Origin of the sequence: Corynebacterium sp. KPL4072, assembly GCF_037908395.1 — a bacterium.
In the GTDB taxonomy this organism is placed as follows: Bacteria; Actinomycetota; Actinomycetes; order Mycobacteriales; family Mycobacteriaceae; genus Corynebacterium; species Corynebacterium kefirresidentii.
The window spans coordinates 1-15,287 of sequence record NZ_JBBMGE010000004.1 but is presented as its reverse complement, the minus strand read 5'-3'; the positions used below and the strand labels follow the sequence as shown (position 1 = coordinate 15,287).

At 61.6% G+C, this 15,287-nt stretch carries 17 protein-coding genes; 6 read left to right on the top strand and 11 right to left on the bottom strand.

What is annotated here, in order from left to right; translation table 11 throughout:
* From WMP97_RS05090 to sigE, 3 genes are all read right to left on the bottom strand, one after another.
* Nucleotides 1-546 (bottom strand): twin-arginine translocase TatA/TatE family subunit, encoded by a 546-nt coding sequence (locus WMP97_RS05090; RefSeq protein ID WP_340439947.1) that lies wholly within the window; start codon nucleotides 544-546, stop codon nucleotides 1-3.
* Between the two features lie 23 nt (nucleotides 547-569).
* The gene (locus WMP97_RS05085) at nucleotides 570-1,019 is read right to left on the bottom strand and encodes an anti-sigma factor family protein (protein WP_239206839.1); all 450 of its coding nucleotides are present in this window, start codon (nucleotides 1,017-1,019) and stop codon (nucleotides 570-572) included.
* 84 nt (nucleotides 1,020-1,103) lie between these two features.
* Nucleotides 1,104-1,733 carry an RNA polymerase sigma factor SigE gene (sigE, locus tag WMP97_RS05080; RefSeq protein ID WP_034656442.1) on the bottom strand — a complete coding sequence of 210 codons (630 nt, stop codon included), beginning with the start codon at nucleotides 1,731-1,733 and terminating at the stop codon, nucleotides 1,104-1,106.
* Between the two features lie 151 nt (nucleotides 1,734-1,884).
* Here sigE and WMP97_RS05075 point away from each other — a divergent pair, with 151 nt between their 5' ends.
* Nucleotides 1,885-2,532 (top strand): O-methyltransferase, encoded by a 648-nt coding sequence (locus WMP97_RS05075; RefSeq protein ID WP_239206838.1) that lies wholly within the window; start codon nucleotides 1,885-1,887, stop codon nucleotides 2,530-2,532.
* Here WMP97_RS05075 and glgC read toward each other — a convergent pair.
* Entirely contained in the window at nucleotides 2,529-3,746 is a 1,218-nt protein-coding gene (glgC, locus tag WMP97_RS05070) for a glucose-1-phosphate adenylyltransferase (RefSeq protein ID WP_034659827.1), read from the bottom strand. The two genes, WMP97_RS05075 and glgC, sit on opposite strands and share 4 nt — an antisense overlap.
* Before the next feature lie 109 nt (nucleotides 3,747-3,855).
* Here glgC and glgA point away from each other — a divergent pair, with 109 nt between their 5' ends.
* The gene (gene glgA / locus WMP97_RS05065) at nucleotides 3,856-5,010 is read left to right on the top strand and encodes a glycogen synthase (protein ID WP_239206837.1); all 1,155 of its coding nucleotides are present in this window, start codon (nucleotides 3,856-3,858) and stop codon (nucleotides 5,008-5,010) included.
* 12 nt (nucleotides 5,011-5,022) lie between these two features.
* Nucleotides 5,023-6,465 (top strand): GH32 C-terminal domain-containing protein, encoded by a 1,443-nt coding sequence (locus tag WMP97_RS05060; protein WP_023021834.1) that lies wholly within the window; start codon nucleotides 5,023-5,025, stop codon nucleotides 6,463-6,465.
* Between the two features lie 195 nt (nucleotides 6,466-6,660).
* Here WMP97_RS05060 and WMP97_RS05055 read toward each other — a convergent pair whose 3' ends face one another.
* Genes WMP97_RS05055 through dapE form a run of 7 tightly spaced genes read right to left on the bottom strand, consistent with a single transcriptional unit; the run spans nucleotide 6,661 to nucleotide 11,416 of the window.
* Nucleotides 6,661-7,527 (bottom strand): methyltransferase domain-containing protein, encoded by an 867-nt coding sequence (locus WMP97_RS05055; protein ID WP_239206835.1) that lies wholly within the window; start codon nucleotides 7,525-7,527, stop codon nucleotides 6,661-6,663.
* Between the two features lie 9 nt (nucleotides 7,528-7,536).
* Nucleotides 7,537-7,704: a DUF3117 domain-containing protein gene (locus WMP97_RS05050; RefSeq protein WP_005323535.1), complete on the bottom strand. Its 168-nt coding sequence runs from the start codon at nucleotides 7,702-7,704 to the stop codon at nucleotides 7,537-7,539.
* A gap of 12 nt (nucleotides 7,705-7,716) precedes the next feature.
* Nucleotides 7,717-8,010 (bottom strand): DivIVA domain-containing protein, encoded by a 294-nt coding sequence (locus tag WMP97_RS05045; protein ID WP_340439946.1) that lies wholly within the window; start codon nucleotides 8,008-8,010, stop codon nucleotides 7,717-7,719.
* A gap of 3 nt (nucleotides 8,011-8,013) precedes the next feature.
* Complete coding sequence (locus tag WMP97_RS05040; RefSeq protein ID WP_340439945.1) at nucleotides 8,014-8,736, bottom strand: glucosyl-3-phosphoglycerate synthase; 723 nt, start codon at nucleotides 8,734-8,736, stop codon at nucleotides 8,014-8,016.
* A complete protein-coding gene (folP, locus tag WMP97_RS05035; RefSeq protein WP_284766387.1) occupies nucleotides 8,733-9,545 on the bottom strand; it encodes a dihydropteroate synthase in 813 nt (270 codons plus the stop codon). Before folP ends, WMP97_RS05040 begins: the two co-directional genes overlap by 4 nt.
* Nucleotides 9,546-9,559: 14 nt before the next feature.
* The gene (locus WMP97_RS05030) at nucleotides 9,560-10,324 is read right to left on the bottom strand and encodes an LOG family protein (RefSeq protein WP_198492838.1); all 765 of its coding nucleotides are present in this window, start codon (nucleotides 10,322-10,324) and stop codon (nucleotides 9,560-9,562) included.
* Between the two features lie 3 nt (nucleotides 10,325-10,327).
* Nucleotides 10,328-11,416 (bottom strand): succinyl-diaminopimelate desuccinylase, encoded by a 1,089-nt coding sequence (gene dapE / locus WMP97_RS05025; protein ID WP_301732696.1) that lies wholly within the window; start codon nucleotides 11,414-11,416, stop codon nucleotides 10,328-10,330.
* 89 nt (nucleotides 11,417-11,505) lie between these two features.
* Between dapE and WMP97_RS05020 the strand changes: the two genes are divergently transcribed.
* The 3 genes from WMP97_RS05020 to WMP97_RS05010 all read left to right on the top strand — a co-directional run bounded on the left by WMP97_RS05020 (nucleotide 11,506) and on the right by WMP97_RS05010 (nucleotide 15,284).
* On the top strand, nucleotides 11,506-12,864 hold the full coding sequence (locus WMP97_RS05020; RefSeq protein ID WP_301732697.1) for an amino acid permease: 1,359 nt from the start codon (nucleotides 11,506-11,508) through the stop codon (nucleotides 12,862-12,864).
* Between the two features lie 17 nt (nucleotides 12,865-12,881).
* Nucleotides 12,882-13,853, top strand: coding sequence for a 2,3,4,5-tetrahydropyridine-2,6-dicarboxylate N-succinyltransferase (gene dapD, locus WMP97_RS05015; RefSeq protein WP_023021842.1), 972 nt, complete (start codon nucleotides 12,882-12,884; stop codon nucleotides 13,851-13,853).
* 99 nt (nucleotides 13,854-13,952) lie between these two features.
* Nucleotides 13,953-15,284, top strand: a complete 1,332-nt coding sequence (locus WMP97_RS05010; RefSeq protein WP_234288193.1) for an amino acid permease — start codon at nucleotides 13,953-13,955, stop codon at nucleotides 15,282-15,284.
* Nucleotides 15,285-15,287: the final 3 nt, after the last annotated feature.

Sequence of the window (15,287 nt, the reverse complement as noted above, 5' to 3'; positions counted from 1 at the left end):
CTAGGTTACATCTTCCCACATGCCGCCGCCGGTGGATTCTTCCCCACCGCGCGGCGGTTTCTTTTCGGTCGCGGGCTGCTCCGTCGATTGCGGTTGCGAAGCTGCGGCGCGCTGCTGCGGCTGTGGCTGCTGCGGCTGCTCTGCATAAACCTGGGAATAGTCGAAGCTTGGGCGCTGTTGCGGTTTCTGCTGTTCCGGCTCCTTGGGAGCGGTATTGCTCTTAATATCTTCTGCCATCTTCTGGGGATTGAAGTCATCCCAGGCGGATTCGTCGCCGTCAAAAAGCGCCTTGGTGATTGCGCCCTTCGGCCCCAGACGCGTCCACTGCGCGGCTTGGGTAAGCGGGCCACGGATATCATCAAATTCCGAGGTAATAGAGCCCATCTCCCCATTGAGCTCCGCCTTGGCATTATTGATGGCCTTCCGCGCCGCATAGATGGCTGCGCGCACGTCCTTAATCACCTCAGGCATGCGTTCTGGGCCGATGACTATGATACCCAAGAGCACAATGACGAAAATCTCGGGCCAACCAATGGAAGAAAACACGCTTAAATACTAGTCCCTCGCTCTTAGCCGCGCTGATTGTGCTTGATTGCGCGAACCACCATCTCCACCTTGTCCAAGAAGTCCTGCTGGGGCCGGTGCGCTGGCGTTGCTGCATCGGGCCCCGGGGTTACCTCCTCCGAGGCAATGCCTGCGAGCTTCGCGAGCAAGGACTGCGGCGCCTTGACCGTTGCGGACTCCGCACAGTGGCGCACCCATTCCGAGGCACGACGCTGCTGATGCACATCCGCGCGGCATTCAGCGCAGTGCACCAGGTGAATGCGCACACGGTGCATAAATTTTGGCTCCATCTCACCGTCCACAAAGGCAACAACCGCCTCTGGGCCCAAATGCCCGATGGTATCGCTACGCCGCGCCTTGGCCTTCGCCCTATCGCGAGCCTTGGCTTGGGCGGCATCAAATCCGCCGTGCACGCTCAGCGTGGACAAGGTTCGGCGTCCCCGCAGCGAGTCCATCGATCCCTCCTCCACTAGTTGCTCGGCCTTCATTGACGCGGAAAGTCCCCGCCGGCAGCGGGGACTATGCAGTTTCTCTAAAGTTTAGCGCGTACGCAGCAGCATGCGCGTTTCCGCATTGGTTTGCGCCTCTTTTTCTAGCGCCGCGCGTAACTGGGAACGGCCGCGGTGGATGCGCGAGCGCACCGTACCCATCTTGACACCAAGGGTCTCTGCAATCTCGTCATAGCTCATCCCAACGACATCGCACAGGACCACGGCCACGCGGAAATCGGGAGCCAGCCCGTCGAGCGCGGACTGCAAAGCTGGATCCAGGTTAGCCACGGAATAAGCCTGCTCCGGGGTCATATCCGTACCAGGAACGCGTTCATAATCCTCTGGCAGGGCCTCCATGCGGATCTTGGAACGGTGACGCACCATATCCAAAAAGAGGTTAGTGGTAATACGGTGCAACCAGCCTTCAAACGTTCCGGCTTGATACTTGTCCAAGGAGCGAAAGACGCGCATGAAGGTTTCCTGGGTGAGGTCCTCGGCGTCATGCTGATTGCCAGACAGGCGATAAGCCAAGCGGTAGACCCCATCGGCGTGCTCGGCCACGAGGTCACCCCAAGCGGGCATGTCACCCGTGCCAGCATCGAATGCTGCGGTACCGGTCAACTCTGCCTCAGAGGTTGCAGGTTGAAGGGATTCGGCATCGCGCTTCATCTTTGTCATGCATGTCATCTTTCTACACTCAGCACAGAAACTCCAGCCATAGTGCTGATAATATCCTGTGAACCCGTCACATTATCCCCACCGACCACAACCTTGCTGGCTAAGCGCGTTTTTGCCACATTGGCGGACACTTTTCCCTATGGTTTATTACGTGACTAATACCGCATACGAAGCACTGCGTTCTTATATCGAGACCACCAGCGAAGCATCCCCGGCCCTAAGTGGCGCACGCGACCACGCCGCAGAGTACGGCTTGCCAGTCCCGGATGAATCCACCGGCCAGCTGCTCACCACCCTGACGGCCGCCTCCACTGGTTCCACCGAGCGTCCCCAAGCTGTGGCCATTACCCCGGCCGCCAATGTAGCGGGCCTCTATGTGCTCGCCGGCATGCCCGATAACGGCATTTTGACCTGCATCGACCCCGAGGCGGAGCACCAGCGCAGCGCCAAGACCGCATTCCGCGAGGCCGGCTATGCGCCATCCCGCGGCCGTTTTTTGCCATCGCGCCCGCTCGAGGTCATGGGTCGCCTCGCCAACGATGCTTATCAGGTCATCTACGCCGACGTCGCCGCGCTCGAGTTACCTGCCATCATCAAGGCCGCGTGGCCACTGCTGCACCAGCGCGGCACCCTAGTCTTGGCTAATTCTTTGCTCGATGGCACGCTTGCCGACGCCTCCCGGACCGACCGCGACACCGCCGCCGCCCGCGAAGCAGACGAGTACCTGCGCGAGCTCGAGGGGGCAAGCGTAACCCGCTTGCCGCTGGGTTCTGGGCTCACCCTCGTGACGAAGCTCTAGACCTTCTGGTTTTTGCCGACGACGACCACGCCGCCGTCAGAAACCTTAAAGCGCTCCTCATCACGCTCGCGGTCCACTCCGATAATCGCGCCATCGCTAACAACGACGTTCTTATCTAGGATCGCGCGGCGCACCACTGCACCGCGCCCGATACGCACGCCAGGCAGGATCACTGATCCCTCAACCGTAGCTCCGTCGGCCACATGGACATCGGACGCCAGCACTGAATTGCGCACAGTGCCGCCAGAGACGATGCAGCCTGGGGCCACCATCGACGACTGCGCGATGCCGTTTTGCACGAACTTGGCCGGTGGAAAATTGGAATCATCCGTGGAGTGGATCGGCCAATTCTGGTTATAAAGGTTGAAAATCGGGTGCACCGAAATCATGTCCATGTGCGCCTCGTAGAAGGAATCGATGGTGCCGACATCGCGCCAGTAGCCGTGGTCACGCTCAGTAGAACCGGGTACCTCATTGGCCATGAAATCGTACACATGCGCCTGTCCCCGCTCCACAAAGTACGGGATAATATCGCCGCCCATATCGTGAGCGGAGTCCTCGTTCTTTTCGTCCTCCAAAAGGGCGTCGATAAGCGCCTGCGCTGTAAAGACATAATTACCCATCGAGGCATAGCTCATATTCGGATCATCCGGAGTAGCCGGCGGGTCCGCGGGCTTTTCCACGAATTGCGTGATCGTGCCCATGCCATCGGCTTGGATGCAGCCAAAGGCCGTCGCTTCCGAGCGCGGTACGCGAATACCCGCCACCGAACAATCCAATCCGGTGGCGATATGCTCTTCTACCATCTGTGCCGGATCCATGCGGTATACGTGGTCTGCGCCAAAGACGATGACATAATCCGGATTCTCGTCATAAATGAGGTTCAGCGACTGCACAATTGCATCTGCCGAGCCGTTGTACCAGCGCTTGCCGCGGCGCTGTTGGGCGGGCACCGAGGCAATATACTGCGGAGTCGGACCCGCCAAGTTCCACGCCTGGGAAATGTGGCGGTCCAGAGAATGGGACTTGTACTGGGTCAGCACCGCAATCTTGAGATAACCGGCATTGACCAGATTGGACAAAACGAAATCAACGAGGCGGTAGGAACCACCGAAGGGCACGGCGGGCTTTGCGCGGTCTTCGGTCAGGGGGAAAAGGCGCTTTCCCTCACCGCCGGCGAGGACAATGGCTAGGACATTCGGCAGGCTTCTCACGTTTTCAAACCTATCCGCAAATCCCACATTCCGCAGCAGAACTTTGCACATTTTTACCCCCATATCGGAATTCTGCACATGACAGCAGAGATACGTATTCTGGGTGGGCATGAGAGCCGGAATCTTTTCCAAAGAATACCCGCCGGAAATATACGGCGGAGCCGGAGTTCACGTAGCTGAACTCACCCGTTTCATGCGCGATATCATCGATGTCTCCGTGCACTGCATGGGCTCCCCGCGCGAAGAAAAAGACGTCTTTGTCCACGGCGTAGACCCCGCACTCGAGGGTGCCAACGGTGCGCTGCAGACCTTGTCCACTGGGCTGCGCATGGCCGATGCCGCCTCCGATATCAACATCGCCCACTCCCACACGTGGTATACGGGCCTTGCTGGCCACCTCTCCGCCCAGCTTTATGATATTCCGCATGTGGTCACCGCCCACTCTCTCGAGCCGCACCGCCCTTGGAAGCGCGAGCAGCTTGGCGGCGGCTATGACATCTCCTCATGGTCCGAGAAGAACGCCATGGAATATGCCGATGCCGTAATCGCCGTCTCCGCCGGTATGAAGGACTCCATCCTCGATGCCTATCCGCGCATCGATGCCTCCAAGGTCCACGTCGTCCTCAACGGCATCGATACCGAGCTATGGCAGCCGCGAGAGGGCGATGTTTTGGACAAGCTGGGCGTCGATAAGCAGCGCCCCATCGCTGCCTTCGTCGGACGCATCACCCGGCAAAAGGGCGTAAAGCACCTGCTGCAGGCGGCACAGAAATTCGATCCAGACATCCAGCTGGTCTTGTGTGCCGGCGCCCCTGATACGCCCGAAATCGCGGCCGAGACCGAGGCACTGGTCGATGAGTTGCGCGCCCAGCGCGATGGCATTTTCTGGGTCAAGGATATGCTCCCGCGCAACGAGGTCCAGCAGATTTACACCGGTGCCGATGTTTTTGTCTGCCCATCCATCTACGAACCGCTGGGCATCGTGAACTTGGAAGCAATGGCCTGTGGCACGGCCGTTGTTGCCTCCAACGTGGGCGGCATTCCCGAGGTAGTAGTCGATGGTGAGACCGGCGTGCTAGTGCATTACGACGCCACCGATACCGCAGCCTTCGAGGCCGATCTCGCCGCTGCAGTCAATGACGTCGCCGCCGATAAAAAGCGCGCTGCCGAATTTGGGCGCGCCGGCCGCGAGCGTGCCATTCGTGATTTTTCTTGGGCTACGATTGCCGCCCAGACCGTCGATATTTACCGCAGTCTGATTTAAGGAAGGATAGCCGTGACAACCCACCGCCCCGAACTGCATTTTGTCCCTGAAGACGGCGTCCTCGACGCCCCCGCCGGTATCCTGCGCGATGGCGATACTTGGCATCTGTTCTACCAGTACCGCCCCACCGCGGACTCCCCGGCGCGCTGGGGACACACCTACTCCGAAGAGTCTCCCTTTGACTGGTTGGACTGTGACGATGTCCTCGCCCCCGTCGGCGGCGAGCTCTCCCTGCGCGCAGGTTCCGTAGCCCAAGGCCCAGACGATATCCATCTCTACTTCACCTCCGTGACCGCCGCCGGAATCGCCGTTCACCTCGCCCGCTACGCTGACGTGGACGAGATCTGCGAGGTCTCCGATGACCCTCAGGCGCTCGACCCCAATGTCGTTCGTTTTGGCGAAGTCGTGGGCAATACCCGCAACTTCGATCATTTCCGCTCCCCCTCCGTGGTGCCCGACTGGGCCTCAGAGGACCGCGATGACGGCCACGACGGTTGGCTCATGTTGGCTCTCACCGGCCACTCCGACGCCCCGGTTCCCGTTATCCTCGAATCCGCCGACGGCGTGTCTTGGCGCCTGCGCGGCAGCCTCAAGTTCGACGGCGACCCTGGCTTCCTAGAGGGCGAGGTCCCCGCTACCTCGCCCATTCCGCCGGTCGTCTCCCCGCGCCTAGTCCGACTGCGCGATGAGGTTGACGGCAATGTCTACGACGTCCTCTTTGTCACCTTGGAGCGTGGCGGCCGCGACGTCTCCGGCTACCTCGTCGGCCGGCTGGAGGGCACAACCTTTACCGTGGTCTCCGGCTTCCGCCGCGTAGACTTCGGCCACGATTTCTCCCGCCCACGCAGTACCAACACCACCACCGGCACGCTCACCCCCGAGCAGCGCTATGAGCGCGCCGTTATCGTTGGCCTCCTCAACGGCAACGGCCGCGGCGATGACGCCACCAAGCACGCCTCGTGGGAAGCCGAAGGCTGGGCCAATGCCCTTTCCTTACCCCGCCGAGTCACCCTCGAGGGCGGCGTCCTCTACCAAGCCCCCGCCCGGGGCTTGCCCGATGCCGTCAAGCTTTCCGATTACGCCCGCTCGTGGACCGGCGTCATGGAGGTGCCTTCCGGTTCCTGCGTCACCGTCACGCTTCTCGACGGCGCCGGTGACCCCGCCGCCACCATCCGCCACTCCGGCGATGACATCAGCCTCGATCGCTCAATGAACAAGGCTTTCAATCATTGCTTTGCCGATTCTGAGCCCGCCACCGCCACGCTTGCCGAGGGTGACTCCGACACCCTCACCATTATCCAAGACGGTTCCACCGTCGAGGTATTCGTCGATGGTGGCCTCATCGCCATGGCCTCCCGCGTCTACTTCGAGGGCGGTTGCTCTGGGCTGCGCGTCGAAACCTCCGGCGATGCCGTCATCGAGCAGGACTGGCAGCGCTCCGGCTCCAAGCTCTAAACATCACCCGACGCCCCGCTCGGTTCTCCACCCCGCCCTTCGCGCTCACGGGGAGACGCTGGGGCGTCGGAAAGCGTGTGCTGGTGAGCGGCAAGGGCGAGGAACCACCCCTCGCACTCACCGGAACAACGAAAAGAACCGCCCCACGCGCTGCTGGTGAGCGCGAAGGGCGGGGATGAGGCAGAAGGGCCGGGGCTAAACTGCACGGAGGCGGTCCAGTCGAGCGCGGGCGGTAACCGTAAGTGTCGGAGGAAGAGCGGCCATGCGCTCGGCGAGTTCTCCGGCGCTAATGTGACGCGCGGACGGGCTCATCCCAACCTGCGCGGCAACGGAGGCCTTATCGAGCTCAATGGGGAACGAAATATCAACCGGGTCGGCCGCCTGCTCGAGGAAGCCCTCGGCCTGCTCGTACATGCGCTCCACCTTGCCGTCTTCCACGCCGAGGATGCCCAAAGGCTCCCGCAGCTCGTCCAAGTGGCCGGCATCAGGGGTCAAGACGATGACCTGGCCGCCTGGGGCGAGCACGCGTTGGAATTCGGCCGGATTGCGTGGGGCGAAGACGACGGAAATAGCGTCGACGGACTCATCACGAATGGGCAGGCGCTCCCATACATCGGCCACGACGGCACCGACGCGCGGGTGGCACTTAGCCAAGTGCTTCGCAGCGTGCGGAGAAATATCGAGCCCGACGCCGCGGGCCTCAGCGATGGAGTCGAGGGTGTGGGCCAAGTAGTAGCCCGTACCAGCGCCCACCTCAAGCAGAGAGGCGGGCGTAGATTCGGCCAACGATGCGGAATCCAGCGCACCTTGGACTGCCCCAGTCACGGCCTCCACGAAGGGCGCGAAGTGCCCCATGGCCAAATAGGTCTCGCGGGCGTTGACCATGTCCATGTCATCGCCCTTGTGCTTGAGTCCGGCGCCGGCCGCGAGGGTGACGTAGCCCTGCTTGGCCACATCAAAAGAGTGGCCGGATTCCGAGACGAGGCGAGAGAAATCATCGGCACCAGAAAGCGCGGTGCCATCATTGGGATCAGCCAGAATGTCGACGATATGAGAAAGCATGTATCTAGACTAGCTAGAAACCTCGGTCAACAGAGAACCAAGCTCGGCGGCCTCGTCCTTGCTCAGCTCGATGACGATGCGCCCGCCGCCATCGGAGGGGATGCGCATGACAATTTTGCGGGACTCCTCTACTGCTTCCATTTCTCCGCCCGTGGTGCGCGGCTTCATTGCTGCCATAGTGAGTCTCCTTTAGTTAACTTCTTTTCCTTCCAGCTTAGACCTTTTCGGCGTGGAAGATAGTTGTTCTTCTAGTTGTGCGAGGAGATCATCTACTTGGTCCTGGCGGTACCCGCGGGGCACAACCTCGAATTTCACCTGGTCAAGGCGCCCTTCGCGGGCAGCGGCGCGGTTATTTTCGCGCACCTTCTCCGGCTCATCGAGCGAGTGCATAACCTCGCCGCGGCCAAAAATCGAACCCCATACCCAGGTCCCGATGACGGTCAGGGAGAAAAGGACGAGGAGGAGCATAATCCAAGACAGCATGGCTTAAACCTTACCTTTTAGCGGCGGGCGTTGAGCAACGGGCGCAGTAACCCCGGCGCGGGAGAGCAGTGTGCGCGCGACTACCTCGGCCATCGGCGCGAGTTCATGCAGCGGCCGGTTACGGTGCACCCGCGTTCCCAAGTCCACCTGCGCTATTGTGCCCCGCTTGCCGACGTCCACCAATAGCCCTGCTTCCACCCCGTAGCCTTCTACAAAGGGCAGCTCGACGGCGGTGGCGCGGCGCAGAGAGTATTCGCCTCCGAGCGGCTGGTCGATATGAGCGAGCTCTGGGAAAAATTGCTTAATGAGCGGTTTGGCTGTCAGCTCGGTGACGCGGCCGCCGCCGGTGGGCTGGCCGTTGAGGCTGCGGCGGTAGCGGGCCTTGACCATTTCTACCGCGGGGTCGGCAAAGGGATCGGCCAGCGCGGTGACCATGCCGGGCGCGGCGGATTCAAGATCCGCATCGACGAAGACGACTATGTCTCCCTTCGCTGCGGCGACCCCACGCCAGAGGGATTCTCCTTTCCCGGGACGCGGTTCTTCTGGCAGGATATCGCGCCAATTGCGTACCTCGGCCCCGGCTGCGGCAGCACGAGAGGCGGTGGCGTCTGAGGAGTCGGCGTCGATTACCAGCACCTCAAGCGGATTATCGGCAAGGCAGGCGCGCACGACGTCTGCGACGGTGCCCTCCTCGTTGAGCGCTGGAATGATAACGGAGACGCTCATGCAAGGCCTCGCGTGGTTGCTAGCGGGGCGACCTCGCCTTGGATGGCGGCAGTCATACGGATGACATCAGCGGTTTCTGCCACCTCGTGGACGCGGAAGGCGGCCACGCCCCGGGCGGCGGACCACGCGGTGGCGGCTAGGGTACCCGCGACGCGCTCTCCTACCCCGCGGTCTAGCGTCTCGCCCACAAAATCTTTGTTTGATAGCGCCATAAGCACCGGCCAGCCGGTGGCCACAACCTCGTCTATCCGCCGCAAAAGCTCCAGCCCGTGAAAGGTGTTCTTGCCAAAGTCATGCGTTGGATCGATGAAGGTCAGTTCCTCCGGGCAGCCGAGGGAGGCGGCACGTTCGGCGAGCTGGGTAGTTTCCGCGATGACATCGGCCACCACGTCATCAAAATGGACGCGATGCGGCCGGGTGCGCGGGGTGATCCCACCGGTGTGCGAGCACACGTAGCCTACGCGGTGGTGGCCGGCGACCTCGATGAGCTCGGGATCCCAACCGGCCCACGTGTCATTGACTAGGCCGGCACCGGCGGCGATGGCGGCCTCTGCTACCTCGCTGCGCCAGGTATCGACGGAGATGAGCACATCCGGGTGGCGCTCATGCACCTTCTCAATGGTCGGCACCACGCGGTCGATTTCCTCCGCCGCGTCCACAGCTTTGCCGGGGCCAGCCTTCACGCCACCAATATCGACGATCGAAGCACCGGCTGCGATCACCTCATCGCAGCGGCGCAGCGCCGGGTCGAGGTCAAAGGTTGCCCCCTTGTCATAGAAGGAATCCGGGGTGCGATTGACAATCGCCATCACACGCGCGAGGCTCAACGCGGCTCCCTGATGCGCTTATCGCTCATGACTTGGTGGCGCTGGATGATGTGGGAGAGGGCCTCATCGGGGTCGTCGGTAAGCAGGAAAAGCTCCCGGTCGCCCTCGTTGATATACCCGCTGGCCGCGAGCGTGTTGTCCATCCACTCCAGCAGGCCGGACCAATACTCGGTGCCCATGAGCACGATGGGGTAATTGGTCACCTTGCCGGTCTGCACCATGCACATGACTTCGAAGAACTCATCCATCGTGCCCATGCCGCCAGGTAGGCAAATGAAGGCCTGCGAGTACTTCAAGAACATGGTCTTGCGGGCGAAGAAGTAGCGGAAATTCAGGCCCAGGTCGACGTACTCGTTGAGGCCCTGCTCATGGGGAAGCTCGATACCCAAGCCCACGGACAGCCCGCCGGCTTCGTGGGCGCCACGGTTGGCTGCCTCCATGATGCCGGGGCCGCCACCGGTGATGACGGCATAGGAGTGCTCGGCCAGCTTGCGGCCGACCTCGACGCCCAGCTGGTAGCTCGCGTCCTCGGGCGTGGTGCGTGCGGAGCCGAAGACAGTGACGGCCTTCGGCAACTTGGATAACGCATCGAAGCCGGCGACGAATTCGCCTTGGATGCGCAGCACACGCCACGGATCGGCATGCTGCCACTCATGGTCCGCGCCGGACTCCAAGAGCCGCTGGTCAAAGGTGGAGGCCTGTTCGCCTTCGGTGCGCAGCAGCATCGGGCCGCGCAGAGTGCGCATCTGCTCAGGAGTCATGGTCTATCCCTTCAGGTATTTCAGGAGGGCGGTGGATACTTCACTAATCTGCGCGGTGGGGACCTGCTCGTCCTTTTTATGCGCAAACCCTGGGTCACCGGCGCCGAAGTTCACGGCCGGGGTGCCCATTTCGGAGAAGCGGGCGACGTCGGTCCAGCCAAACTTGGCGCGGACGTTGCCCCCGACGGCGTCGATAAGAGCTTTGGCTGCAGGCTGGCCCAACCCAGGCTGGGCGGCCGGGGCAATGTCGTCGATGTCGATGGTGACATCTTCTTCCTCGCCGATGATGGATTTCATGTACTCCAGCGCCTCCTCGCTCGTGCGGTCCGGGGCGAAGCGGAAGTTCACAAACATCCACGCCTCATCCGGCAGCGTATTTGTGGCCACGCCGGACTCGAGGTGAACGATATTGAGGCCCTCGCGGTAAGTGCAGCCATCGATGGTGATGTCGCGGGACTCATAGGCGGCGATACGGGTCATGATGGGCGCGAGCTTATGCGCGGCATTGGAGCCGAGCCAGGCGCGGGCCGAGTGCGCGCGGGTGCCGTGTGCGGTCACGCGCAGGCGGATGGAGCCCTGGCAACCGGCCTCCACCATGGCGCCGGAGGGCTCGCCCAGAAGCGCGAAGTCCCCCTCGAGCCACTCCGGGTGGTCCTTTTGCAGATGGCCCAAGCCATTAAATTCAGTGGCTACTTCTTCACCCTCATAGGCAATGACGGTGAGATCGTGCTTCAGCTCCTCCGACTCGTGCAGCTGGGCAAAGGCATTAAGGTAGATGGCCATGCCTGACTTCATGTCCACGGTGCCACAGCCCCACATAATCTCCACCCCGTCTTTAGTGGTTTCCATGTGATGCGGTACATTTTCTGCCAACGGAACGGTATCAATGTGTCCGGCGAGCACCACGCGGGAATCTAGCCCACGGTTCGTGCGGGCGCACACGGTATTGCCGTAGCGGGCAACCTCGACGTCCAAACCGCGCAGCGCTTCTTCGACGGCGTCTGCGATGGCCTCCTCATGGTGGGAGGGGCTCGGAATATCCACGAGCGCCTTGGTTAGTTCGATGGGGTCTGCATATAGATCTAAAGTCACAAAGCGCCATGCTAGCGCCCCGCGTAGCTCCCCGCATTGTGTAAAGTTCACTTCACTGTAAATATTTCGTCCTCCCTAAGGTGATAACAATGGCCGAAACCGCTCAATTGAAATCCCGTCATCTCACGATGATGGGCCTTGGCTCTGCCGTGGGCGCCGGCCTCTTCCTCGGAGTAGGCCTCGGCATCCAGATTTCCGGCACCTCCGTGCTCATTTCCTATGCCGTGGCCGGCGCGCTCATTGCGCTAGTGATGTGGATGCTCGGTGAGATGGCCGCCGCCCGCCCCTCTTTGGGGTCATTTTCCACCTACGCCGGTCAGGCCTTCGGACACTGGGCACGCTTTACCATGGGATGGATTTATTGGTTCATGCTAATCATGGTCATGGGCGCCGAAATCACCGGCGCGGCCGCCATCATCTCCAGCTGGTTCGGTATTGACCCGTGGATTCCGGCACTTATCGCCGTGGCATTCTTCGCAGTGGTCAATTTCGCGGCCGTGGGCGGATTTGGCGAGTTTGAGTTCTGGTTCGCCATCATCAAGGTCGGCGTCATTGTCGCCTTCCTTGCCATAGGCGTGCTCATGGCGCTGGGCATCCTGCCCGGCATGGATCTCTCCTTGGCCGGGACCAATTTCACCGCTAATTTCCTGCCCAATGGCATGCCCGGCTTCGCCGCCGGATTGCTCGCCGTGGCCTTTGCCTTCGGCGGTATCGAATTGGTTACTATCGCGGCGGCCGAATCCGAGGACCCAGCACATAACGTGGCCACCGCGGTCCGCGCCATTATCGTGCGCATCATGATCTTCTACATCGGCTCCATCGTGGTTATCACCATGGCTCTGCCTTTTAGTTCCATCCAGGATGCCGACGTAGCCGCCGATTCCCCCTTCACCCTCGTGCTTGCGGCCGCCAAGATTCCCTTCGCGTCCGGTTTCATGGAAGCGATTATCGCCTTGGCGCTGCTCTCCGCCTTCAACGCGCAGATCTACGCCACTTCCCGCTTGGTCTTTGACATGGCTAAGGATCACTGCGCCCCGGGATTCTTCCTCAAGCAAAATCGCGCTGGCTCCCCCATCAACGCGGTCATTTTGTCCATGGTCTTCGCCTTCGCTTCGGTAGGCCTGCAATTTTGGAACCCTCCGGGGCTCCTAGCATTTCTCTTCAATGCAGTGGGCGGGTGCCTGCTGGTCATCTGGTTTTTCATCGTGGCTTCCTTTATCAAGCTGCATCCCCAAATGCGCGAAAATGGCGAGTTGACCGAACTGCGCGTGCCTGGCTTCCCGTGGCTGCCGTGGGTCACGGCCGCGGCGCTGGGCGGGCTCACCCTGCTCATGCTCTTTGACCCAGATGCACGCAACCAGGTCATCTCGGTACTCATCCTCGCTGCGATACTCGTCGTCTTGTCCTTCGTACTACCCACCGGCCAGCGCGCAGAGGCGCGGAGGTAGTTGCTAAGCTAGCGGGCATGACTTCTGCATCCGCACGTGGCCTGGCAACCATTACCCATGACGGCACCGTCTTGGACGTCTGGTTCCCAGCCGTTTATACCGATAAGACCGTAGAGACCACCGAGACCAAGCGCTTGGAGGAGGTCCCTCAGCAGTTCTCCGCGCTGGCAGGCCCGGACGAGGAGCGCGGCGTGGCCCGCGTTGCCGTCGAGACCTCCATCAAAGATCTGGATGACGCCCCCGTCGATACCTACGATGCTTACCTGCGCCTGCACCTCCTTTCTCACCGCGCGGTCAAGCCGCACGGCCTGAATATGGATGGCATCTTCGGCCACCTCAATAACGTGGTCTGGACTAACTACGGCCCCTGCGCCGTCTCCGATTTCCAGATGGTGCGCGGCCGCCTTGCCTCCCGCGGCCCGGTCGTTGTCTACTCCGTTGACAAATTCCCCCGCATGGTGGACTACGTTGTACCGTCCGGCGTTCGCATTGGCGACGCGGACCGCGTGCGCTTGGGCGCCCACCTTGCTGAGGGAACCACCGTCATGCATGAGGGCTTTGTGAACTTCAACGCCGGCACCTTGGGCGCCTCCATGGTGGAGGGCCGCATCTCCGCGGGCGTCGTCGTGGGCGATGGCTCCGATATCGGCGGCGGCGCGTCCATCATGGGCACCTTGTCCGGCGGCGGCAAGGAGGTCATCTCCATCGGCGAGCGCTGCCTGCTCGGCGCCAATTCCGGCATCGGCATTTCGCTTGGCGACGACGCCGTAGTCGAAGCCGGCCTCTACGTCACCGCCGGCACCAAGGTGACCGTCTTTGGCAAGGTCGCGGAAGCACTGGGCGTTGATAATGGCGAGAACGTCAAGGGCTCCCAGCTCTCCGGTGCCTCCGGTATGCTGCTGCGCCGCAACTCCGTCTCCGGTGCGGTTGAGGCTGTGGAATGGAAATCCGAGGCCGTCGCGTTGAACGACGAGCTGCACAAGAATTAATACCCCCGATTCCTATAGCCTTATCGGGCAAAATAAGATGGAGGGGTGACTGATAACTCCTCCACCCTCGGTTCTGGCCTGAAGGTCCGCCACCTAACCATGATGGGGCTTGGCTCCACCATCGGTGCCGGGCTATTCCTCGGCACCGGCGTCGGTATCTCCGCCGCTGGGCCCGCCGTGCTCCTCGCCTATATCATCGCCGGCTTCCTGGCCATTTTGGTGATGCAGATGCTGGGCGAGATGGGCACTGTTATCCCCGCCTCCGGCTCTTTTTCCGAATATGCCGAACATGGCATCGGCCGCTGGGCGGGCTTTACCCAGGGCTGGATTTATTGGCTAGCCACCGTCGCCGTACTCGGCGCCGAAATCACCGGCGCGGCCGGATTCATTGGCTCCTGGTTCGACGTCTCGCCGTGGATCCCCGCAGCTATCTGCGTGGTCCTCTTCGGCGTCATCAACCTGCTGCGCGTGCGTAGTTTCGGCGAATTCGAGTATTGGTTCGCGCTTATCAAGGTCGTCGTCATCGTGGCCTTCCTCATCATCGGCGTGCTGCTCATCCTGGGCCTCCTGCCTGGCCATTCTTTCATCGGCACCTCCGTCTTCCTCGAGGACGGCTTCATGCCCAATGGCCTCGGCGGCGTCGCGGCCGGCCTTTTGGCCGTAGCCTTCGCCTTCGGCGGCATCGAAGTCGTCGCCATCGCCTCTGCCGAATCCGAGGACCCCGAAAAATCCCTGGTCAACGCCGTGCGCTCCACCATCTTGCGCATCTCCGTGTTCTACTTGGGCTCCGTTCTCGTCATCACGTTCCTTCTGCCTTATTCCATCTTGGGAGGTGCCTCCACGGCCGCAGAATCGCCCTTCACCATGGTCCTCGAGCGCGCCGGCATCCCGGGTGCGGCCGGCATCATGGAGGTTGTCATCGTCCTTGCGTTGCTTTCCGCTTTCAATTCGCAGATCTACGCCTCCTCTCGCATGATGCACTCGCTGGCCTCCCGTGGCGAGGCTCCACGCATCTTCACCACCACCAATAAAGACGGCGTACCCACCACCGCTATTGCCCTGTCCGTCCTACTCTCGGCCGTCATGGTGGTGCTCAACTACGCCGATACGGGTTGGCTTCTTACCTTCATGCTCAATGCCGCCGGCGCCTCCCTGCTCATCGTGTGGGTATTCATCGCCGTCAGCCAGCTGCGCCTGCGCCGTCAGCTCGAAGCACTCCATCCCCTTCCCATCCGCATGTGGGCCTTCCCCTACCTGACTTGGTTCGCCCTCGCGCTCTTTGCGGCCATCGCGGTGCTCATGCTTACCGACGCCACCGCCCGCACCCAACTCCTCTCCGCCGCCGCTATGTTCGCGGTGCTCGCCGTCGCCGGTGTCATCAACTCCAAGGTTCGCGGCATTGACCCCACCTCCACCCTGCCGCTGACTTAGCCC

Bases quoted from the DNA above. Each gene is read 5' to 3' on its own strand.
- WMP97_RS05085 (WP_239206839.1), bottom strand. From the start codon at position 1,019: ATGGACTCGCTGCGGGGACGCCGAACCTTGTCCACGCTGAGCGTGCAC.
- sigE (WP_034656442.1), bottom strand. From the start codon at position 1,733: ATGACAAAGATGAAGCGCGATGCCGAATCCCTTCAACCTGCAACCTCT.
- glgA (WP_239206837.1), top strand. From the start codon at position 3,856: ATGAGAGCCGGAATCTTTTCCAAAGAATACCCGCCGGAAATATACGGC.
- WMP97_RS05055 (WP_239206835.1), bottom strand. From the start codon at position 7,527: ATGCTTTCTCATATCGTCGACATTCTGGCTGATCCCAATGATGGCACC.
- WMP97_RS05050 (WP_005323535.1), bottom strand. From the start codon at position 7,704: ATGGCAGCAATGAAGCCGCGCACCACGGGCGGAGAAATGGAAGCAGTA.
- WMP97_RS05045 (WP_340439946.1), bottom strand. From the start codon at position 8,010: ATGCTGTCTTGGATTATGCTCCTCCTCGTCCTTTTCTCCCTGACCGTC.
- WMP97_RS05040 (WP_340439945.1), bottom strand. From the start codon at position 8,736: ATGAGCGTCTCCGTTATCATTCCAGCGCTCAACGAGGAGGGCACCGTC.
- folP (WP_284766387.1), bottom strand. From the start codon at position 9,545: ATGGCGATTGTCAATCGCACCCCGGATTCCTTCTATGACAAGGGGGCA.
- WMP97_RS05030 (WP_198492838.1), bottom strand. From the start codon at position 10,324: ATGACTCCTGAGCAGATGCGCACTCTGCGCGGCCCGATGCTGCTGCGC.
- WMP97_RS05020 (WP_301732697.1), top strand. From the start codon at position 11,506: ATGGCCGAAACCGCTCAATTGAAATCCCGTCATCTCACGATGATGGGC.
- dapD (WP_023021842.1), top strand. From the start codon at position 12,882: ATGACTTCTGCATCCGCACGTGGCCTGGCAACCATTACCCATGACGGC.
- WMP97_RS05010 (WP_234288193.1), top strand. From the start codon at position 13,953: ATGATGGGGCTTGGCTCCACCATCGGTGCCGGGCTATTCCTCGGCACC.